General features: G+C 68.0%; 19 protein-coding genes and 1 riboswitch. Of the genes, 14 read left to right on the top strand and 5 right to left on the bottom strand.

The window, feature by feature from the left end; genetic code table 11:
• The 4 genes from ACXJKH_RS03065 to ACXJKH_RS03050 all read right to left on the bottom strand — a co-directional run.
• The coding region (locus ACXJKH_RS03065; RefSeq protein ID WP_457318254.1) for an epoxyqueuosine reductase QueH at nucleotides 1-329 on the bottom strand (329 nt) is incomplete at its 3' end.
• A gap of 76 nt (nucleotides 330-405) precedes the next feature.
• A complete protein-coding gene (gene metE / locus ACXJKH_RS03060) occupies nucleotides 406-2,700 on the bottom strand; it encodes a 5-methyltetrahydropteroyltriglutamate--homocysteine S-methyltransferase (RefSeq protein ID WP_457318253.1) in 2,295 nt (764 codons plus the stop codon).
• A 214-nt stretch (nucleotides 2,701-2,914) separates the two neighbouring features.
• Nucleotides 2,915-3,149, bottom strand: a riboswitch (cobalamin riboswitch).
• 92 nt (nucleotides 3,150-3,241) lie between these two features.
• The gene (locus ACXJKH_RS03055) at nucleotides 3,242-3,538 is read right to left on the bottom strand and encodes a HigA family addiction module antitoxin (RefSeq protein WP_457318252.1); all 297 of its coding nucleotides are present in this window, start codon (nucleotides 3,536-3,538) and stop codon (nucleotides 3,242-3,244) included.
• Between the two features lie 11 nt (nucleotides 3,539-3,549).
• Nucleotides 3,550-3,831, bottom strand: coding sequence for a type II toxin-antitoxin system RelE/ParE family toxin (locus ACXJKH_RS03050; RefSeq protein WP_457318251.1), 282 nt, complete (start codon nucleotides 3,829-3,831; stop codon nucleotides 3,550-3,552).
• A 365-nt stretch (nucleotides 3,832-4,196) separates the two neighbouring features.
• On the opposite strand from ACXJKH_RS03050, the gene ACXJKH_RS03045 reads away from it, so the two are divergent.
• From ACXJKH_RS03045 to ACXJKH_RS02990, 12 genes are all read left to right on the top strand, one after another.
• On the top strand, nucleotides 4,197-4,976 hold the full coding sequence (locus tag ACXJKH_RS03045; RefSeq protein ID WP_457318250.1) for a hypothetical protein: 780 nt from the start codon (nucleotides 4,197-4,199) through the stop codon (nucleotides 4,974-4,976).
• A 70-nt stretch (nucleotides 4,977-5,046) separates the two neighbouring features.
• Complete coding sequence (locus tag ACXJKH_RS03040) at nucleotides 5,047-5,616, top strand: sigma-70 family RNA polymerase sigma factor (RefSeq protein WP_256775228.1); 570 nt, start codon at nucleotides 5,047-5,049, stop codon at nucleotides 5,614-5,616.
• Nucleotides 5,613-6,398, top strand: a complete 786-nt coding sequence (locus ACXJKH_RS03035) for an anti-sigma factor (RefSeq protein ID WP_457318249.1) — start codon at nucleotides 5,613-5,615, stop codon at nucleotides 6,396-6,398. Before ACXJKH_RS03040 ends, ACXJKH_RS03035 begins: the two co-directional genes overlap by 4 nt.
• Before the next feature lie 82 nt (nucleotides 6,399-6,480).
• Nucleotides 6,481-7,440, top strand: a complete 960-nt coding sequence (locus ACXJKH_RS03030) for an acyl-CoA desaturase (RefSeq protein WP_457318248.1) — start codon at nucleotides 6,481-6,483, stop codon at nucleotides 7,438-7,440.
• A gap of 1 nt (nucleotide 7,441) precedes the next feature.
• Complete coding sequence (locus tag ACXJKH_RS03025) at nucleotides 7,442-8,722, top strand: NAD(P)/FAD-dependent oxidoreductase (RefSeq protein WP_457318247.1); 1,281 nt, start codon at nucleotides 7,442-7,444, stop codon at nucleotides 8,720-8,722.
• Nucleotides 8,719-9,486, top strand: a complete 768-nt coding sequence (locus tag ACXJKH_RS03020) for a DUF1365 domain-containing protein (RefSeq protein WP_457318246.1) — start codon at nucleotides 8,719-8,721, stop codon at nucleotides 9,484-9,486. The genes ACXJKH_RS03025 and ACXJKH_RS03020 overlap by 4 nt, the downstream gene beginning before the upstream one ends.
• Nucleotides 9,483-10,739, top strand: coding sequence for an SAM-dependent methyltransferase (locus tag ACXJKH_RS03015; RefSeq protein WP_256775223.1), 1,257 nt, complete (start codon nucleotides 9,483-9,485; stop codon nucleotides 10,737-10,739). The genes ACXJKH_RS03020 and ACXJKH_RS03015 overlap by 4 nt, the downstream gene beginning before the upstream one ends.
• 1 nt (nucleotide 10,740) lies before the next feature.
• Nucleotides 10,741-11,298 carry a DUF2878 domain-containing protein gene (locus ACXJKH_RS03010; RefSeq protein WP_457318245.1) on the top strand — a complete coding sequence of 186 codons (558 nt, stop codon included), beginning with the start codon at nucleotides 10,741-10,743 and terminating at the stop codon, nucleotides 11,296-11,298.
• Nucleotides 11,295-12,092: a DUF1295 domain-containing protein gene (locus ACXJKH_RS03005; protein WP_256775221.1), complete on the top strand. Its 798-nt coding sequence runs from the start codon at nucleotides 11,295-11,297 to the stop codon at nucleotides 12,090-12,092. Before ACXJKH_RS03010 ends, ACXJKH_RS03005 begins: the two co-directional genes overlap by 4 nt.
• Nucleotides 12,089-13,162, top strand: a complete 1,074-nt coding sequence (locus tag ACXJKH_RS03000) for a class I SAM-dependent methyltransferase (RefSeq protein WP_457318244.1) — start codon at nucleotides 12,089-12,091, stop codon at nucleotides 13,160-13,162. The genes ACXJKH_RS03005 and ACXJKH_RS03000 overlap by 4 nt, the downstream gene beginning before the upstream one ends.
• A 28-nt stretch (nucleotides 13,163-13,190) precedes the next feature.
• The gene (locus ACXJKH_RS02995; RefSeq protein ID WP_256775219.1) at nucleotides 13,191-13,730 is read left to right on the top strand and encodes a lipocalin family protein; all 540 of its coding nucleotides are present in this window, start codon (nucleotides 13,191-13,193) and stop codon (nucleotides 13,728-13,730) included.
• A gap of 142 nt (nucleotides 13,731-13,872) precedes the next feature.
• Nucleotides 13,873-15,798 (top strand): patatin-like phospholipase family protein, encoded by a 1,926-nt coding sequence (locus ACXJKH_RS02990; protein ID WP_457318243.1) that lies wholly within the window; start codon nucleotides 13,873-13,875, stop codon nucleotides 15,796-15,798.
• 218 nt (nucleotides 15,799-16,016) lie between these two features.
• Here ACXJKH_RS02990 and ACXJKH_RS02985 read toward each other — a convergent pair whose 3' ends face one another.
• Nucleotides 16,017-17,387 carry a helix-turn-helix domain-containing protein gene (locus ACXJKH_RS02985; protein ID WP_457318242.1) on the bottom strand — a complete coding sequence of 457 codons (1,371 nt, stop codon included), beginning with the start codon at nucleotides 17,385-17,387 and terminating at the stop codon, nucleotides 16,017-16,019.
• A 111-nt stretch (nucleotides 17,388-17,498) separates the two neighbouring features.
• Here ACXJKH_RS02985 and ACXJKH_RS02980 point away from each other — a divergent pair, with 111 nt between their 5' ends.
• Nucleotides 17,499-19,004 (top strand): CoA-acylating methylmalonate-semialdehyde dehydrogenase, encoded by a 1,506-nt coding sequence (locus tag ACXJKH_RS02980; protein ID WP_457318241.1) that lies wholly within the window; start codon nucleotides 17,499-17,501, stop codon nucleotides 19,002-19,004.
• 19 nt (nucleotides 19,005-19,023) lie between these two features.
• On the top strand, nucleotides 19,024-20,005 hold a 982-nt coding region (locus ACXJKH_RS02975; RefSeq protein ID WP_457318240.1), incomplete at its 3' end, for an acyl-CoA dehydrogenase family protein.

Raw genomic sequence — 20,005 nt, 5'->3', positions numbered from 1 at the left:
TCGAAGCACATCGTGCAGCGGATGCCGCGCTCGGGCGCATTCTCCATGCCGCGGGCGCGCGCGAACCAGTGGTCGGTGTCGTAGTCGGCGTCCACGAACGGCACGCCGTGCTTCTCGGCGAAGCGGATGTTCTCCTGCTTGCGCAGCTCGTATTCGCGCGCCGGATGGATGTTGGGGTTGTAGAAGAAGATCGTGTAGTCGATCCCGGAGGCGGTGATGGCCTCCATGACTTCGCCCGAGCATGGCGCGCAGCACGAATGCAGCAACAACCGGGTGTGACCATCGGGCAGGGACAGGGTGGGGCGGTCGAGCGGGGTAACGGTGGGCATGGTCATGCGGTTCTCGTCGACCGCACCGCCGGCAACGGCGGCGGTGCGGCCCTTGGGGTCATCTACAGGCGGTGGATCAGGCAGCGTTGGCGTCGGCGTGTTCCGCGCGCAGTTGGCGTGCGGCGGCCACCAGCGCTTCCAGCGCGGCACGGGTCTCCTTCCAGCCGCGGGTCTTCAGCCCGCAGTCCGGATTGACCCAGATCTGCTCGGGCCGCAGCACTTCGGCCGCCTTGCGCAGCAGCGCTACCATCTCTTCCTTGTCCGGCACGCGCGGGGAGTGGATGTCGTACACGCCCGGCCCGATCTCGTTGGGGTACTGGAAGCGCACGAACGCATCCAGCAACTCCATGCGCGAGCGCGAGGTCTCGATGGAGATCACGTCGGCATCCATCGCCGCCACCGAATGGATGATGTCGTTGAACTCGGAATAGCACATGTGGGTGTGGATCTGGGTGGCATCGCGCACCCCGCTGGCACTGATCCGGAACGCTTCCACCGCCCAGTCCAGGTACTCGCGCCATTGCGCGCGGCGCAACGGCAGGCCTTCGCGGATCGCCGGCTCGTCAATCTGGATCACGCCGATCCCAGCCGCTTCCAGGTCCAACACCTCATCGCGCAGCGCCAGCGCGATCTGCCGGCAGGTATCGGCGCGCGACTGGTCATCGCGCACGAACGACCACTGCAGCACCGTCACCGGCCCGGTCAGCATGCCTTTCATCGGGCGGTCGGTCAGCGACTGCGCGTACTGCGACCAGCGCACCGTCATCGGTTGCGGGCGAGTGACGTCGCCGAAGATCACCGGCGGCTTGACGCAGCGCGAGCCATAGCTCTGCACCCAGCCGTTCTTGGTGAACGCGAAACCATCGAGCTGCTCGCCGAAGTACTCCACCATGTCGTTGCGCTCGAACTCGCCGTGCACCAGCACGTCCAGCCCGATCTGCTCCTGGACGCGTACGCAGTGTTCGGTCTGGGTGGCCAGGAACGCATCGTAGTCGGTATCGGAGAGCTTGCCGGACTTGTTGCGGGCACGTGCCTCGCGCACGTCCAGGGTTTGCGGGAACGAGCCGATCGTGGTGGTCGGGAAGCGTGGCAGCTTCAGTGCGCCGGCCTGCGCAAGGTGCCGCTGCGGGTACGCGCTGTGGCGCTGCGCATCGGCGGCGGTCAGGCCGGCCAGGCGTGCAGCGACGACTGACTTGTGCACGCGCGGCGACTGCCGACGCGACTCGATGCGTGCGCGCGACGCGGCCAGCCCGGCCTCGGCGTGCGGTTTGGCGTCCAGCGCATCGGCCAGAAGACGCAGTTCCTGCAGCTTCTGCTTGGAGAACGCCAGCCAGCCGCGCAGCTCGTCATCCAGCTTGGTCTCCAGGTCGAGGTCGACCGGGCTGTGCAACAGCGAGCACGACGGTGCCAGCCACAGCCGGTCGCCCAGGTGGCCATGTGCGTAGCGGGCCAGTACCAGCGCGTTGTCCAGGTGGGTGCGCCAGATGTTGCGGCCGTTGACCAGGCCGGCCGAGAGCACGCGCTCGGCCGGCAGCACCTTGAGCACGGCGTCCAGTTGTTCCGGCGCGCGCACCAGGTCCACGTGCAGGCCGTCCACTGGCAGCGCGGCGGCCAGACCAAGGTTGTCCTCGAGCGCGCCGAAGTACGTGGCCAGCAGTACCTTCGGGCGTGGTACGCCGGACAGCACCGCATACGCGTGTTCGAACGCGGCGCGCGCGCTGTCGTCCAGGTCTTGCACCAACACCGGCTCGTCCAGCTGCACCCACTGCGCGCCCGCCGCTTTCAGCCCGGCCAGCACCTCGGCATACACCGGCAGCAGCGCATCCAGCAGGTCCAGCGCCGGGCTGCCGTCCACGGTCTTGGACAGCAGCAGGAAACTGACCGGTCCCAGCAGCACCGGTCGCGTCTCGATGCCCAGCGCCTTGGCCTCGCGATACTCGGCCAGCGGCTTGTCGCTGCGCAGCGCGAAGCCCTGGCCGGCCTGCAGCTCGGGCACCAGGTAGTGGTAGTTGGTATCGAACCACTTGGTCATTTCCAGGGCGTGCAGGTCATGGCCATCGCGCTGCACGCCGCGGGCCAGGGCGAAGTACCCGGCCAGCGGCTCGGCGTCGGCCAGCGCGCGGTAGCGGGCGGGGATCGCGTCGAACAGGAAGGCGGTGTCCAGCACCTGGTCGTAAAAGCTGAAATCGTTGCTCGGCGGCACATCCACGCCGGCCTCGCGCTGCAGTTGCCAGTGGCGCGCACGCAGCTCGCGAGCGGTGGCCTGCAGTGCATCGGCCGAGCGTTCGCCGGCCCAGTACTGTTCAAGCGCCCGCTTCAGTTCGCGCTTGGCGCCGATGCGGGGAAACCCCAGGTTGGTAACGGTGGTCATGGAACGTGTCCTCATTGCAGTAGCGGCATTGAGGAACGAAGGAACCGCGCGCCGACCACGCCATTGCTGCCGTGCCCGCCCCGCCAGCGACCTTCGCCCCCGCGGGCGAACCGGATGTCGTGGAGCGGACGCACGGGGGCAGCGCCACGCGGACGGCATGGCGGCAGGCCCCGGCAACCTCCCCGCGGACGTTCCAGGTCGAATCAGGGGACGGTCGTGTCCCCCGGCCGGGGCCGGTATTCGGGCTGATGGACACAGGCGCGCTGCGCCTACCTACTACCTGCCGCTTCCCAGGCGGTCAGGCCCAGTGCTGTTGGCAGGATTCGTTTCCATTCACCGCTGCGGGGCAGCTCCGGAATGGGCGCGCGAGGCGCCTTCACCGGATTCCCGTTTAAATCCATCCCTTCATCTGCATGAAGCGATGGATACCTTCGGCCCGCACAAGGTAGGCCGAAGGCGGGCGGTGGTCAAGGGGCGTCAGGACGGGAGTGATGCAGGGGGACGTCACGGACGATGCGATGTCGTCGGCAGCGAGCGCCGCTCAGGCCGCGTGGTGGTAAGGCTCGATGCGCGCCAGGACGTCGGCCAGTTCGTCCCTGGCCGTGGCCGCGTCGTGGGCCATCTGCAGGTTGAGCCAGAAGGCATCGCTGGTGCCGAAGAAGCGCGCCAGTCGCAATGCCGTGTCGGCGGTGATGCTGCGCCGGCCCGCGATGATCTCGCCGATGCGGGTCTGCTTCACATCGATGGACTTGGCCAGGCGGTAGGCCGTCATGCCGAACGGGGTGAGGAACTCCTCCTGCAGGATTTCACCCGGGTGCGGATAGGGAATCGAACGCATGTAGGCAGTCCTCAGTGGTAGTCGCAAAGCTCTACGTCGGCAGGGCCTGCATCGGTCCATGTGAAGCACAGTCGGTACTGGTCGTTGACCCGAATGCCGTGCTGACCCGCACGATTGGCACGCAGTGGCTCCAGTCGATTGGCTGGTGGAATGCGCAGGTCATCAAGCCGAACGGCGGCATCCAGCATGGCGAGCTTCCGCAGTGCAACGCGTTGGATATCCTGGAATTTCCGGATGCGCCTACCGATGAACACGCTCTTGGTAGTGATGCACCGGAAAGAGACGATGGGCATGACGAATTTCCGTGATTTTCATGATATCGCTCGGCAGTAGTATCGTCAATCGAGACTATTTGGATCCATTCCTTCGCACGCCGGTTTATCAGACAGGCCTCGCTCTTGATGCTCTCGGAGATTTGCGTACGCGAATGCGCATGCGGTCACGTCAGCGCGGCGCGAGTCATCGATTTCAGGTATCGATCCTGCGGGTTCGTCGGGCTCGGGGTTTCCGCGCAGGCGCCGCCCTGCTGAAGCCGTCTGTTTTCGTCACCACCGCATCGTTTTTGCAAACCCAGGGAACCTGCTTACGCGCCAGGTCCCACTGCATCCGCCGCGCCGCTGGCTGCGTATCTGCCCACGACCCCCACGTGGAGCCACGCATGCGCCGTCCCCCGATGCCCTCGTTGCTGTTGCTGCTGCTGTGCCCGGTGCTGCCCGCCGCCGCGCAGCAGGTGCAACGCCAGGAAGGCCGCGCCTACGCGCCGGCCGATGGCCGCCTGCTGTATCGCGAGACCCACTGGTTGCAGGGGCCGCCGTCTGCACGCGCGCGGCTGGTGCTGTACCGCTGCGCCGACGGGCGCGCCTTCGCGCGCAAGTGGATGACCCCGCAAGGCAACGCGCAGACCCCGGACTTCGCCTTCGAGGATGCCCGCAACGGCTACCAGGAGGGTCTGCAAGGCAGTGCCGCCGGGCGCACCGTGTACGTGCGGGAAGGTGCAAGCGCCGAGCGGGTCAGCCGTGCCATCGCGATTCCGTCCGATGCGGTGGTCGATGCCGGTTTCGACGCGGCCGTGCTCGGCCACTGGGAGGCCCTGCAGGCCGGGCGCCCGGTGGCCTTCCAGTTCCTGCTGCCCAGTCGCCAGCGGCTGGTCCCGCTGAAGCTGCAGCGCAGTGCGGCGGTGAGCTGGCAGGGTCAACCGGCCGAACAGCTGCAGATGCGCCTGGATGCCTGGTTCGGCTTTGCGGTGCCGGCGGTGAACCTGGTGTATGCCCGCAACAGTCCGCGCCTGCTGCAGTTCAGCGGCACCGGCAACGTGCGTGATGAGCGCGGCCGCTACCCGCAGGTGCGGGTGGAGTTCCCCGAGGCGCCGGTCGCTGCGACCGCCGCAGAACTGGGCGCGGCACGCCAACAGCCGCTGGTGCGCACATGCAGCGGTTGAACGCCCCCTTGCAGAGCGCGTCCGCAGCGACGACGATGCACTCTGTCCCCCTGCCGACATTGAGCCTGCGATGCCTGAGCTGGACACTGCCGAATCCGGCGCCGCGCGGCGCCTTGATGACCTGCTCGGCCGGGTCGCCGCTGGCGATCGCCAGGCATTCGAGTCGGTCTACCAGTTGGCGTCGGGGCGCCTGTTCGCGATCTGCCTGCACGTGCTGCGCGACCGCAGCGATGCCGAAGAGGTGCTGCAGGACGTATTTACCCGTGTCTGGCACAAGGCTGCGCAGTTTGATCGTGCCAAGGCGGGGGCCATGACCTGGTTGTCGATGATGGCGCGCAACCGCGCGATCGACCGCCTGCGCGCGGCGCCCCCACGTCCGCTGGATGATCTGTCGGTGGCCGATGAAATTCCCGATTTCGCCCCGCAACCGGCGCAGGTGGCCGAACAGGCCTCCGATCGACAGCGCTTGGACGGCTGCCTGGACACGCTGGAACCGCGTCGGCGCTCGCTGATCCGGTTGGCGTTCCTGGAGGGCGCCAGCTATGAGGAACTGGCGCGCCGGATCGGCTCGCCGCTGGGCTCGGTGAAGAGCTGGATCCGCCGCGGCCTGGGCCAACTGCGGGTGTGCCTGGAACAATGAACCTCCGCGACGGCCACGATCTGCCTGACGACGGCCAGCCGCCCAGTGCCGACATCCTGGCCGGCGAGTACGTGCTCGGCGTGCTCGACGCGGACCAGCGGGCGGACGTGGAACGTCGCATCGCCAGCGACCCCGGATTTGCCCGGCTGGTGACGCAGTGGGAACACCGCCTGGCCCCGATGCTGGACGCGATGGGCAGTGAAGTGGTCCCGGCGCATCTGTGGCCGCGCATCCGCACCTCGCTGGGCTGGTCGTCGGTATCGACGAATGCACCACGTGCGTGGCAGCGCACCGGATTCTGGCAGGGCATGACCGCGTTGGCGGCCGTGGTGGCGCTGGTGGCGGTATTCAGCCGTCGCGACCTGGAGCCGGTGACGCCGGTGACCACGCCGGTGGCGGTCACACCGACCGCGCCGCCGACACCCGCCGAACCGCAGCAGGCGACCCGACCGGTCACCCCGTTGCTGCATGACGATGGCAGCCCCGGCTGGCTCGCGTCGGTGGACAAGGCCCAGGGCAAGGTGCTGATGGTGCCGGTGCCGACGGCCGCCGATGCGGCCGGACGCGCGCCCGAGCTGTGGCTGATTCCCGCCGGCGGCACGCCACGCTCGCTGGGCCTGGTGTCCATCAACCGCGCCCACACCGTGACGGTGCCCGATGCACTGCGTGATGCGCTGGTGAACGGATCTGTGCTCGCGGTCACGTTGGAGCCGGCCGGCGGTGCGCCGCAGGGTGTCCCGACCGGGCCGATTGTTGCCAAAGGCGACATCGCCACGCTGTAAAACGCGATTTATTTCCGGATTCGTGCATCCGGATGGCCCTGATTCCCGTATCTCCTGACAAGAACGCCAGGAGATGCGCGAAATGTCGGCCGGACCCGCCACTGCTGCAGCACGCAAGCCCCGACGTGGCCCTTGGGCCACCGTGCGGCGCTGGTTCGATACCAGTGCCGACACGCCGGTGGCAGCCGAGGCGGCCACGCGCGTGGACTGGCTGCGCGCGATCCCGTTCGCGGCAATGCACCTGGCCTGCTTCGCCGTCATCTGGGTGGGCGTGTCGTGGGTAGCGGTCGCTGTGGCGGTGGCGCTGTACGCCGTGCGCATGTTCGCGATCACCGCCTTCTACCATCGCTACTTCTCGCACCGCACCTTCCGCACCTCGCGCGTGGTGCAGTTCGTGTTCGCGCTGATCGGTGCCGCCAGCGTGCAGCGGGGGCCGCTGTGGTGGGCCGCGCACCATCGCAACCACCATCGCCACACCGATACCGCCGCCGATCCGCATTCGCCCTCGGTGCATGGCTTCTGGTGGAGCCACATGGGCTGGTTCCTCACCACTGAAGGGTTCCGCACCGACTGGGACCGCATCCCGGACCTGGCCAAGTATCCCGAACTGCGCTGGCTGGACCGCTTCGACACCCTGGTGCCGGTCGCGTTGGCGGCCGCGTTGTTCGGCCTGGGCACGCTGCTGGAACACATCGCGCCCTCGTGGGGCACCAGTGGCGGACAGATGCTGGTGTGGGGCTTCTTCATTTCCACCATCGTGCTGTTCCACGCCACGGTGACGATCAACTCACTGGCGCACCGGTTCGGCCGGCAGCGCTTTGCCACCGGCGACGACAGCCGCAACAACCTGTGGCTGGCGCTGCTGACCTTCGGCGAAGGCTGGCACAACAACCACCATTTCTTCCCGGGCACCGCACGCCAGGGTTTCTACTGGTGGGAAGTGGACGTCACCTGGTACGGCCTGCGGCTGATGGCCGCGCTTGGCCTGGTGCGCGATCTCAAGCCGGTTCCGGCCTGGGTGCTGACCAAGGCGGAGCACTGACATGCGCATCGCAGTCATCGGATCGGGCATCGCCGGCCTTGCCAGTGCCTGGTGGCTGGGCCAGCAGCACGAAGTGACGCTGTTCGAGGCCAACGACTATCTCGGCGGCCACACGCACACCCATCAGGTACACGTGGACGGCCGCACGCAGGCGGTGGACACCGGTTTCATCGTGTTCAACCCGCTGCACTACCCGCTGTTGAGCGCGTTGTTCGATGAGCTCAACGTCGCCTCGCAGCCGACCACGATGAGTTTTTCGGTGCATAGCGAGCGCAGTGGGCTGGAATACAACGCCACCTCGCTGGACGGACTGTTCTGCCAACGCCGCAACCTGGTCTCGCCGCGCTTCTGGGGCATGCTGGCCGACCTGCGCCGCTTCTATCGCGAGGCGCCCGCGCTGCTGCTCGGTGACGACGAGGGCCCGTCGCTCGGCGACTACCTGAGCGCCGGCAAGTACGGCCGTGCGTTCATCGATGAGCACCTGCTGCCGATGGCCTCTGCGCTGTGGTCCTCGCCGACCGCCAGCCTCACCGCGTTCCCCGCGCGCTACCTGGTGCAGTTCATGGCCAACCACCAGATGCTGCAGGTCAGCGGCCGGGCGCCGTGGCGGGTGGTGCAGGGCGGGTCGTCGCGCTACATCGAGGCGATGCGCCGGCGCTGGCAGGTCCGCGAGCGGCTGGATTGCCGGGTGTTCGGGGTGGAGCGTCACGAACATGGCGTGCGCGTGCACAGTGCGGCCGGGCTGGAGGGGTTCGACCAGATGGTGCTGGCCTGCCACAGCGACCAGGCGCTGGCGCTGCTCTCCGATGCGGACGCGGCCGAACGCAGCGTGCTCGGCGCGATCCGCTACCAGCCCAACGAGGTCGTCCTGCATACCGATGCAAGCCTGCTGCCCCGCAACCGCAAGGCGTGGGCGGCGTGGAACGCGCATGTGCCGGCCAGCCCGCTGGCGCCGTGCACGGTCAGTTACCTGATGAACCAGCTGCAGGGCATCGATACGCCCACGCCGCTGGTGGTCACCTTGAACCGCACCGCGGCGATCGACCCGAGCAAGGTGCTGCGCCAGCTGCAGTACGCCCATCCGGTGCACGACCATGCCATGGTGCGTGCGCAGCAGCGCTGGGCCGAGATCCAGGGACGGCGCCGCACCTGGTTTGCCGGCGCGTACTGGGGCTGGGGCTTCCACGAAGACGGCATCCGCAGTGCGCGGCGCGTGGTCGATGCGCTGCAGACGCTCGATGCCGAGTCGTATTGGCCGCTGTCGCAGGCCCTGCCGGCATGACCGCCAGTGCGCTGTATCGCGGTCGGATGCGCCATCGCCGGCACGCGCCGCACGCGCACGCCTTCGGCTATCCGGTGGCGCAGCTGCTGCTCGACCTGGATGAGCTGGACACCGTGTTCCAACGGCGCTGGCTGTGGTCGGTGGGTCGCCGCAACGTGGCCGAGTTCCGCCGCAGCGACTATCTCGGCGATCCCGATCAGCCACTGGCCGATGCAGTCCGTGCGCGCATCACCGAGGCATTGGGCCGCGCGCCATCGGGGCCGATCCGCCTGCTCACCCACCTGCGCTACGCCGGCCATGTGTTCAACCCGGTCAGCTTCTACTACTGCTACGCCGCCGACGGCATCACGCTGGAGTGCATCGTTGCCGAAATCACCAACACGCCGTGGAAAGAGCGGCACGCCTACGTGCTGCCGGTGACCAGTGCCGATGCCCAGGGCCGCGCGCTGGCCTGGGAATTCGACAAGCAGTTCCACGTGTCCCCGTTCATGCAGATGGACTGCCGCTACCGCTGGCGCTTTACCGCCCCGGGCGATGACCTGCACGTGCACATGCAGGTCTGGCGCGAGGGGACGCGCCAGTTCGACGCCGACCTGGTGCTGCAGCGGCGTCCCCTTACCGGTGCCGGCCTGGCCGGCGTGCTGCTGCGCTATCCGCTGATGACCCTGCAGGTGGTGGCGGCCATCCATTGGCAGGCCCTGCGGCTGTGGCTCAAGCGCAACCCCGTCCACGACCACCCTTCGCTTGCTGGAAAACGCCCATGAACGACATGACCCGGCCTGCCGCGCTGCCGATGCCCAGCGCGCTGGAGCGCTTCCTGCGCACGCGCCTGCTGGCCCAGCTCGCCCCGCTGCACGATGGCTGCCTGCAGCTGCGCGATGCGGCCGGCGACGTGCTGCTGGGCGATCCCGCCGCGCCGTTGCGCGTCACCGTGTGGGTGGACGATCCGGCGTTCTACCGCGCGGTGGCCGCGCAGGGCAGCGTCGGTGCCGGCGAGGCCTACATCCGTGGCGACTGGCGGTGCAGCGACCTGGTCGCGCTGGTGCAGTTGCTGGTGCGCAACCGCGACCTGCTCGATGGCATGGAGCGTGGCGTGGCGCGCGTGGGCGGCTGGCTGCTCAAAGGCTGGAACCGGCTGCGCCGCAACACCCGCGAAGGCAGCCGCCGCAACATCGCCGCGCACTACGACCTGGGCAATCCGTTCTTCTCGCTGTTCCTGTCCAGCGACCTGATGTACTCCTCGGCCCTGTATGCCGCGCCCAGCGACCCGCTGGAGGTCGCCTCGCGACGCAAGCTGGCGCGCATCTGCGAGCAGCTGCAGCTCACCGCCGAGGACCACGTGGTCGAGATCGGTACCGGCTGGGGCGGCTTCGCGCTGTACGCCGCCGCCGAGATCGGCTGCCACGTCACCACCACCACCATCTCGGTGGAGCAGTACACGTTGGCCAAAAAGCGCGTCGAAGCGGCCGGCCTGCAGGACAAGGTGACGCTGCTGCTCAAGGACTACCGCGACCTGGAAGGCCAATACGACAAGCTGGTCTCCATCGAGATGATCGAGGCGATCGGCGCGCAGTACCTGGACACCTACTTCGGCACGCTCACCCGCCTGCTCAAGCCGGACGGGCTGGCCCTGCTGCAGGCCATCACCATCGAAGACCAGCGCTACGAACAGGCGCGGCGCAGCGTGGACTACATCAAGCGCTTCGTGTTCCCCGGCAGCTTCATTCCCTCGATCAACGCGATCATCGCCGCCAAGACCCGCAGCAGCGATCTGCAGTTGATCGGCCAGCACGACTTTGGCCAGTCCTACGCGCTGACCCTGCGCGACTGGCGGCAGCGCTTTCTGGCGCAGCTGCCGGCGGTGCGGGCGCAGGGCTTCGATGAGCGTTTCATCCGGATGTGGGAGTTCTACCTGGCCTACTGCGAAGGCGGCTTCCTGGAACGTTCGATCGGCGTCTCGCACCTGCTGATGGCGCGCCCGGGCCATCGCCCGCCGCTGGCCGGAACGGCCGCCTGAGATGCTGCGCTTCTGGGCCAACGTGATCGGCAACCAGCTGGTGTGGCTGTGTGCGGTGATCGGCGCGGGGCACGGCCTGCGCTGGCCGGCGCTGCTGGCGGCGGCGGTGTACGTGGGCAGCCAGCTGGCGCTGTCGCCGCAGCCCGGTGTCGAGATCCGGCTGCTCGGCGTGGCCCTGCTGTGCGGGCTGCTGGTGGATGGCGTGGCTGCCGGCTCGGGCTGGGTGCGGTACGCCGCCGGCAACGATCCGGCCTGGCTGGCGCCGGTGTGGATCCTGGCACTGTGGGCCGCGTTCGCGATGACCCTGACGGTGTCCTTTGCCGTGCTGCAGCGGCACCTGCGCATCGCCGCCCTGGTCGGTCTGCTGCTGGCACCGCTGGCGTACCTGTCCGCCGCCCGTGGCTGGGCATCGGTGAGCTTCAGTGAACCGCACTGGCGCGGCGTGGTCCTGCTCGGCATCGGCTGGTCGATGGCGTTGCCCTTGTTGGCGGCCTGCGCGCGCCACTGGCAGCGCACGCCCTCGCGCCCCCTTACTGATGGATCGGGAGAACACGCATGAAGCTGTTGTGGTGGGTGTGGCTGTATGCCGCGGTGATCATGAGCTGGGGGTGGTGGTGGCAGCGTCGCCACCAGAACATCGGCGTGGTCGATGTGCTCTGGGCCAAAGGCGTGGGCGCCTCGGCGCTGCTGCTGGCCCTGCTTGGCGACGGTGCCGCCGCGCCGCGCATCACCCTGGCGGTGCTGGGCGGGCTGTGGGGATCGCGGCTGGCCCTGCATCTGTGGCACCGCGTACGCAGCGAACCCGAGGATGGGCGCTACCAGCACCTGCGCAAGCACTGGAATGGCCACCAAGGCAAGATTTTCGGCTTCTTCCAGTTCCAGGCGCTGTTGATCGTGCTGTTCGCGCTGCCGTTCGTGGCGGTCACCCACAACCCGCAGCGCGATGGGATCGGCTGGATCATCGGCGCGGTGGCGGTCTGGCTGCTCAGTGTCGGTGGCGAAGCCATCGCCGACCGCCAGCTGGCGCGCTTCCGTGCCAATCCGGCCAACAAGGGCAAGACCTGCCGCGACGGCCTGTGGCGCTACTCGCGCCATCCCAACTACTTCTTCGAATGGCTGCACTGGTTCACCTACGTGCTGCTGGCGGTGCAGTCGCCGCTGTGGTGGCTGGCGTGGTCCGGCCCGCTGGTGATGTACGTGTTCCTGCGCTGGGTGAGCGGCATTCCGTTCACCGAGGCGCAGGCGCTGCGGACGCGCGGTGAGGACTACCGCGAGTACCAGCGCACCACGCCGATGCTGTTCCCCTGGTTTCCCTCCCGCACATCGCACCCCCGCAAGGAGCCGTCCCCGTGAATGCCGCCAGTGACTACCTGCCCGCGCCCGACCACGCCGCAGGCCTGACCGGCCTGGCCGAGCGCGGCCTGCTGCCAGACGCGCTGCTGCGCCTGGGTATCCGCCGCCAATGCGAGCAGCGCCTGCGCGAGGAACTGGCCGGTGGCCAGGAGGCACAGTCGCAGCGTTTCGCCGAGCGCATCGCCGGGCTCTCGCACAGCGCGGTGGCGCTGCACGTGGATGCCGCCAACCGCCAGCACTACGAAGTGCCGGCGCGCTTCTTCGAGCTGTGCCTGGGCAAGCGCTTCAAGTACAGCAGCTGTTACTACCCCACCGGCACCGAGACCCTGGACGAAGCGGAAGAGGCGATGCTGGCGCTGTACGGGCAACGCGCGCAGCTTGCCGATGGCCAGGACATCCTGGAGTTGGGCTGCGGCTGGGGCTCGCTGACGCTGTGGATGGCCGAGCACTATCCGAATGCGCGCATCACCGCCGTGTCCAACTCCAACAGCCAGCGCGAGCACATCCAGGCGCAGTGCCGCCTGCGCGGCCTGGTCAACGTCACCGTGCTCACCCGCGACGTCAACCACCTCACGCTGGGCGCAGGGACGTTCGACCGCTGCGTCTCCATCGAAATGTTCGAGCACATGCGCAACTACCAGCAGCTGCTGCAGCGCATCCACGGCTGGCTGCGTCCGGAGGGCAAGCTGTTCGTGCACATCTTCGTGCATCGCACGCTGATGTACCCCTTCGAGACCGACGGCGAAGACAACTGGATGGGCCGCCATTTCTTCACCGGTGGCCTGATGCCGGCCGCCGATACCCTGCTGTGCTTCCAGCAGCACCTGCACCTTCAGCAGCGCTGGCTGCTCGACGGTACCCATTACGAACGCACCGCCAACCATTGGCTGGCCAACCAGGATCGCGAGCGCGATGCCGTGCTGGAGGTCATGCGCCAATGCTACGGCGCGCCGTCGGCAGCGCTGTGGGCGCAGCGCTGGCGCATGTTCTGGATGGCCTGTGCCGAACTGTTCGGTTACCAGAATGGCCAGCAGTGGCAAGTGGCCCATTACCTGTTCGCCCGCCCGTGAACATCCCACGTCCCCCGAGGAAATCGCCATGTCGATCCGTGCCGTCGTTCCGCTGCTGCTGGCCAGCCTGATGCTAGGCTGCGGCGGCAACACCCGTCCCATCCCACCGGTGGCCGAAGTGGACGTACCGCGCTTCATGGGCGACTGGTACGTCATCGCGCATATCCCCAGCCGACCCGAGCGCAACGCCTTCGATGCGGTCGAGTCGTATGCACTGCGCCCGGACGGTCGCATCCAGACTACCTTCCGCTACCGCAAGGGCAGCTTCGATGCACCGGTCAAGACCATGCATCCGGTTGGCACGGTGAAGCCGGGCACGAACGGGGCCGAGTGGGGCATGCAGTTCATCTGGCCGATCAAGGCCGAGTACGTGATCGTCTACCTGGACGCGGACTACCAGCAGACCATCGTCGGACGCAGCAAGCGCGATTACGTGTGGCTGATGTCGCGCACGCCGAAGATGTCCGACGCCGACTACAACAAGGCCACCGCCCGTATCGCCGCGCTCGGCTACGACCTGTCCAAGCTGCGGCGGGTACCGCAGTCCGGCGGCGTGAAGCAGCCGTAACGGCGGCGCCGTTCTCAGGCCCTGAGAAGACCGTCGGCGATACTGTCCCCCTGGCCCCGCTTGAACATCCCGTCACCGTGCGGGCACACGCGGGCGCCACACTGCAGCAGCACGGAGGCGCCGGAGGCCCACGGACGGGGGCATGCGCGGGCAGGGCGCGCGGTGGGTGGACAGAGGGCGCGACGTGGCGGACAAGTACTGCGATCTGGTCATGAAGGGCGGCATCACCAGCGGCATCGTGTATCCCAACGCGGTGCTGTCGCTGGCCCGCCAGTACCGCTTCAAGAACATCGGCGGCACCTCGGCCGGGGCGATCGCCGCGGCCGTTGCCGCGGCCGCGGCGTGTGGCGACCGTCGTCGCCACAGCGGCGAGGCGGTGGCCGATGAGGTGGGCTTCCCCGGGCTGGCGGCGGTATCGGCGCAACTGTCCACGCGCGGCTTCATCTACAGCCTGTTCCAGCCAGCCCCCGGCGCGCGCACCGCCTACCGGCTGCTGGTGATGCTCACCGGCAAATCCAGCCTGCCGCGCAAGATCGCCTGCCTGCTCGCGGCGGTGTTCGCGATCGCACCGCTCGAACTGCTGGCCTCCCTGGTCGTCCTGCTCGGTATCGGCTGGCTGGCCGCCGGCGTGGACGGGGTACTGGCCACGTTGCTGCCGTCGCTGCTGTGCGCGTACGGCGCCGGCGTGCTGGCGTCGGCGCTGCGGGTGGCACGGGTGGCGCGGCGCAACCTGCTCGGCCTGTGCGATGGCAGCACCCAGGCCGGCGCTGCCACGCCCGCGCTGACCGACTGGCTGCACGAGCGCCTGCAGACGCTGTCGGGCAAACCCCTGGGACAACCGCTGACCTTTGGCGACCTGCACCAGGCGCCACGCTACCTCGGCGAACCCGCTGCCGAGCAGGCGATCAGCCTGAAGATGATCACCACCTGCATCTCGCATACCGAGCCGCGCACGCTGCCGTTCAGTGCCGCGCACTTCTGGTTCGTGCGCGAGGAGTTCGCCCAGCTGTTCCCGGCCAGCGTGGTGGACTGGCTGATGGCACAGGCCGGCGCGCCCGAGCACATCGACGGGCGCGACTATTACCGCCTGGTGGATGGGGACCGGCTGCCGGTGCTGGTGGCCACGCGCATGAGCCTGAGCTTCCCGCTGCTGATCAGCGCGGTGCCGTTGCATGAGCCGGCGCGACGCGAGCGGCGTTGTGAGCCCGCGGTGGAGACAGCAACGAGACGCGAAAAGAGTACCGTCGCCGAGAGCATGGAAGGGCTGACCCGCGGCGGGCAGAACTGCGGCCCGGCGATCACCGCCTTCCGCGTGTGCTGGTTCTCCGATGGCGGCATCAGCAGCAACTTCCCCATCCACCTGTTCGACGCCGCGTTGCCACGCTGGCCCACCTTCGGCATCAACCTGGTGTATCCGCGCCATGCCGACGCGGTCAGCGTGCTGGACATGGGCAAGGACCCGATCGAACAGGCGGTGTTCCTGCCCACCGAAAACCGCCAGGGCTGGCAGCGCAGCTACCATGCCATCGCCCAGCCGCTCGCCGCGGCGGAGATGGCCGGCTTCCTGTTTTCCATCGTGTCGACCATGCAGAACTGGCGCGACGTGCTGCAGGCCCGCGCGCCCGGTTACCGCGACCGCATCGTGCACGTATCGCTGCACGGCGACGAAGGCGGCATGAACCTGGACATGCCGCAGGATGTGCTTGGCCGCATCGCCGCCAAGGGCAGCGTGGCCGGTGAACGCTTCTGCGGGTTCTCCTTCCAGAACCACTACTGGATCCGCTGGCGCAACCTGGCCTCGGCCTACCAGCGCTACACGCTGGAAATCGCGCGCACCGACGACCCCGACCAGCGTGTGGSGGCCTGGACCGACGCCTACCAGACCGTGGCCCTCGGCGAACCGCCCCCGCCGTCGTACCGGCTGACCTCGGAGGACAAACGGCGTGAATCGCAGCGGTTGTGGCGGCACATGGTCGAGCAGGGCCAGCACTGGGAAGACCTCGGCCCGGACCTCACCGAAGGCGCCCCGCGCCCGCTGCCGCAGATGAAGGTCACGCCGATTTATTGAGCCGGGACAGCGCGCTTCCCGATCCGGTAAAACCGACCGTTGGTCGGCTGCTCTTCGCACCGGGGTCGAACCTTCCTGGCGTCGGAGGGTAGTCGACCAACGGTCGACTCTACGGTGGGGTCGAACCTTCCTGGCGTCGGAGGGTAGTCGACCAACGGTCGACTCTACGGTGGGTCGAGCCTTCCTGGCGCTGGATGCAAGTCGGCCAACGGTCGACTCTACCTGCGGCCGGGCAGCTGCGCGAAGGCGCGTTGCATGCAATCTTCGCGCGGGCACACCCGGCAGCCCGGCCCGATCGACACCGAGTTGCCCGGGCTCTGGATGTCCAGGCCGCGCGAATAGATCAGCCGCTCGGCATGCTGCAGATCGCAGCCCAGCGCCACGGCGAAGGTCTTGCGCGGCTGCCCATGCCCGATCGGACCGCTGCTTACCTGCCGCGCCAGCCAGAAGTGGCGGCGCCCGTCGGGCATGCGCGCGGTCTGGGTCAGCACCCGGCCGGGCTGGTTGAACGCCTCGTAGACGATCCACAGCGGGCACGAGCCGCCCACCTGTGAGAAGTGGAAATCGGTGGCCGAATGCCGCTTGGAGACATTGCCGGCGCGGTCCACGCGGATGAAGAAGAACGGCAGGCCGGGTGCGCTGCGTCGCGCCAGCGTGCTCAAGCGATGGCAGACGGCCTCGAAGCCCACGCCGAAGCGATGGGCCAGCGCATCGATGTCGTAGGCGCTGTGCTCGGCGGCGCGCAGGAACTGCGCATACGGCATCACCAGTGCACCCGCGAAGTAGTTGGACATGCCGATCCGCGCCTGCGCGATCTGCTCGGCGTCGCGGAAGCCCGCGCGCGCGATCACCGCATCGATCTGCGCTGCATAGCCCAGCAACGCCAGCTCGGCCGCCATCTGGAACGCCTGCTGGCCCGGTTCCAGATAGTCCGGCAGCCACAGCGTGCGGCTGCCGCCATCGTAGACCCGCTTCTCGCGCCCGGCCTGCAGCGGCGCCACTTCGGCCAGCACGCCGTGGCGGTCGGCCAGCAGCTGGCGCAGGCGGGGGGCGACATGCCCGGCCACCAGCCCCCACTCGCCGAACAACTGCTCGGCCAGGTCGTCCAGCTCGGGGATGTGGTTGTGCATGCGGTTGAAGAAGTCGCGCACCTGGTCCCCGGCCGGTAACGCCTGCCCGGCATGCACATCGCCCAGCTGGAACTCCAGCGCGGCGGCATGCTCGCGCAGCATCAGGTGCCGGCGGTGCAGGTCGAGCAGGGCGCGGCTCACCTGTGGCAGGTTGCCGGCCATCGCGCGCAGCTCGGTGCTGCTTACATCGTCCAGGCCCAGGTCGCGCAGCGTCTCGCCGAGCGCCTCCTGCAGCGCGCCGGGCTCATCTACGTCGAACAGGTCGGTAACGTCGCCCAATACCTCACGCAGCCTGGCCTGCACCGCGGGGGTGAGCGGGCGCTTGTTACGCTCGATCTGGTTCAGGTAACTGGCCGACAACCCCAATGCCCGCGCCAGCGCGATCTGGCTGTAGCCGCGCTGCTCGCGCAGCTTGAGCAGGCGCAGGCCGATCTGGCGTTGGACGGGCTGGCTATTCACAGAATTCACAAGAATCGTAGCGGGCATTGGCCAGATTAAGCGCATACAGGCCGGAAATCGAGGGTGGCACTGTGAATAATGCCAACAACTTTCGACCCGCCGGGATTGTCCATGACTGTTGCAGCGCCCCGTATCCGCATGTTGATCGATGGCCAGTTCATCGAATCGACCAGCTCGCATTGGCAGAACGTGGTCAACCCGGCCACCCAGGACGTGCTGGCCCAGGTGCCGTTCGCCACCCCCGGTGAAGTCGATGCCGCCGTGGCCTCTGCCAAAGAAGCCTTCAAGACCTGGCGCAAGACCCCGATCGGCACCCGCGCGCGCATCTTCCTGAAGTACCAGCAGCTGATCCGCGAGAACATGAGCGAGCTGGCCCACATCCTCAGCGCCGAGCAGGGCAAGACCGTGCCGGACGCCGAAGGCGATGTGTTCCGCGGCCTGGAAGTGGTCGAGCACGCTGCCGCCATCGGCAACCTGCAGCTCGGCGAACTGGCCAACAACGTGGCCAACGGCGTGGACACCTACACCCTGCTGCAGCCGCTGGGCGTGTGCGCGGGCATCACCCCGTTCAACTTCCCGGCGATGATTCCGCTGTGGATGTTCCCGATGGCCATCGCCACCGGCAACACCTTCATCCTCAAGCCGTCCGAACAGGACCCGATGGTCACCATGCGCCTGGTCGAACTGGCGCTGGAGGCGGGCATTCCCAAGGGCGTGCTCAACGTCGTCCACGGCGGCGAAGACGTGGTCAACGCGATCTGCGACCACCCGGATATCAAGGCCGTCTCGTTCGTCGGTTCCACCCGCGTCGGCACCCACGTGTACAACCGCGCCTCGCTGGCCGGCAAGCGCGTGCAGTGCATGATGGGCGCCAAGAACCACGCCGTGGTGCTGCCGGACGCGAACAAGGAACAGAGCCTCAACGCGATGGTTGGCGCTGCCTTCGGGGCCGCCGGTCAGCGCTGCATGGCCGCCTCCACCCTGGTGCTGGTCGGCGAAGCGCGGGAGTGGGTGCCGGACCTGGTCGCCAAGGCGAAGACGCTCAAGGTCAGCGCGGGCAGCGTCAGCGGTACCGATGTCGGCCCGGTGATTTCCTGCGCCGCGCGTGAACGCGTCGAAGGCCTGATCGCCTCGGGCGTGGAGCAGGGCGCCAAGCTGGTGCTCGACGGCCGCAACCCGCAGGTGGACGGCTTCGAGAAGGGCAACTTCGTTGGCCCGACCATCTTCGCCGGCGTCACCCCGGGCATGCGCGTGTACGACGAGGAAATCTTCGGGCCGGTGCTGGTGATCCTGGAAGCGGAGACGCTGGAAGACGCCATCGCACTGATCAACGCCAACCCGAACGGCAATGGCACCGCGCTGTTCACCCAGTCCGGTGCGGCCGCGCGCAAGTTCCAGGAAGACATCGACGTCGGCCAGGTCGGCATCAACGTGCCGATCCCGGTGCCGGTGCCGCTGTTCTCGTTCACCGGTTCGCGCGCGTCCAAGCTCGGCGACCTGGGCCCGTACGGCAAGCAGGTGGTGATGTTCTACACCCAGACCAAGACGATCACCTCGCGCTGGTTCGATGACGAGACGCTGGGTCATGGCGTCAACACCACCATCAGCCTGAAGTAAGCAACAACGGAGTTCGACCATGAGCCACTCGATGACGACGGAACTCGACGAAGCGCAGCAGGCCTATAGAGAAGCCGCGCGCGACTTCGCCCAGGCCGAACTGGCGCCGCACGCCGCGCGATGGGATGCGGAGGGCATCTTTCCGCGCGAGGCGATCGCCAAGGCAGGGGAACTCGGGTTCTGCGGTTTGTACATGGACCCCGAGGTAGGTGGCAGCGGCTTGAGCCGTCTGGATGCCGCCGTCGTCATCGAGGAGCTCGCCAACGTGGATCCGTCCACGGCGGCCTATGTCAGCATCCACAACATGGCGTCGTGGATGGTGGCCAAGTGGGGCCAGGAGAGCCTGCGTGCGGAGTGGGGTGCAGACCTCTCGTCCGGCACCAAGCTGGCTTCGTACTGCCTGACCGAGCCAGGTGCCGGCTCGGATGCAGCCTCGCTGAAGACCAGCGCGGTGCGCGATGGCGACCACTACGTGTTGAATGGGTCCAAGGCCTTCATCTCCGGCGCCGGTGCCACCGAACTGCTGGTGGTGATGGCGCGCACCGGCGGTGCCGGCGCAGGTGGCATCAGCGCGATCGCGGTGCCGGCCGACCTGCCGGGCATCAGCTACGGCCGCAAGGAAGAGAAGATGGGCTGGAACAGCCAGCCCACCCGCGGCATCACCTTCGAGAACGTGCGCGTCCCGGTCAGCCACCTGTTGGGAGAGGAGGGTGGCGGCTTCAAGCTGGCCATGAAGGGTCTGGATGGCGGGCGGATCAACATCGCCGCCTGCTCGCTGGGTGCGGCCCAGGGCGCACTGGATGCGGCGCGCCGCTACATGGGCGAGCGCCGCCAGTTCGGCAAGGCGCTGGCCGAGTTCCAGGCATTGCAGTTCAAGCTGGCCGACATGGCCATCGAACTGGTCGCCGCGCGCCAGATGGTGCACACCGCCGCGCGCAAGCTCGATGCCGGGGCCAGCGATGCCAACGTGTGGTGCGCCATGGCCAAACGTTTCGCTACCG

The organism is Stenotrophomonas sp. P5_B8 (genome assembly GCF_054049855.1).
Note: the sequence above shows the minus strand (reverse complement) of the source record. Positions and strands in the feature narration are given on the sequence as shown.

Coding starts and splice junctions, on each gene's coding strand:
- metE (WP_457318253.1), bottom strand. CDS start 2,700: ATGACCACCGTTACCAACCTGGGGTTTCCCCGCATCGGCGCCAAGCGC.
- ACXJKH_RS03055 (WP_457318252.1), bottom strand. CDS start 3,538: ATGCGTTCGATTCCCTATCCGCACCCGGGTGAAATCCTGCAGGAGGAG.
- ACXJKH_RS03050 (WP_457318251.1), bottom strand. CDS start 3,831: ATGCCCATCGTCTCTTTCCGGTGCATCACTACCAAGAGCGTGTTCATC.
- ACXJKH_RS03045 (WP_457318250.1), top strand. CDS start 4,197: ATGCGCCGTCCCCCGATGCCCTCGTTGCTGTTGCTGCTGCTGTGCCCG.
- ACXJKH_RS03040 (WP_256775228.1), top strand. CDS start 5,047: ATGCCTGAGCTGGACACTGCCGAATCCGGCGCCGCGCGGCGCCTTGAT.
- ACXJKH_RS03035 (WP_457318249.1), top strand. CDS start 5,613: ATGAACCTCCGCGACGGCCACGATCTGCCTGACGACGGCCAGCCGCCC.
- ACXJKH_RS03030 (WP_457318248.1), top strand. CDS start 6,481: ATGTCGGCCGGACCCGCCACTGCTGCAGCACGCAAGCCCCGACGTGGC.
- ACXJKH_RS03025 (WP_457318247.1), top strand. CDS start 7,442: ATGCGCATCGCAGTCATCGGATCGGGCATCGCCGGCCTTGCCAGTGCC.
- ACXJKH_RS03020 (WP_457318246.1), top strand. CDS start 8,719: ATGACCGCCAGTGCGCTGTATCGCGGTCGGATGCGCCATCGCCGGCAC.
- ACXJKH_RS03015 (WP_256775223.1), top strand. CDS start 9,483: ATGAACGACATGACCCGGCCTGCCGCGCTGCCGATGCCCAGCGCGCTG.
- ACXJKH_RS03010 (WP_457318245.1), top strand. CDS start 10,741: ATGCTGCGCTTCTGGGCCAACGTGATCGGCAACCAGCTGGTGTGGCTG.
- ACXJKH_RS03005 (WP_256775221.1), top strand. CDS start 11,295: ATGAAGCTGTTGTGGTGGGTGTGGCTGTATGCCGCGGTGATCATGAGC.
- ACXJKH_RS02995 (WP_256775219.1), top strand. CDS start 13,191: ATGTCGATCCGTGCCGTCGTTCCGCTGCTGCTGGCCAGCCTGATGCTA.
- ACXJKH_RS02980 (WP_457318241.1), top strand. CDS start 17,499: ATGACTGTTGCAGCGCCCCGTATCCGCATGTTGATCGATGGCCAGTTC.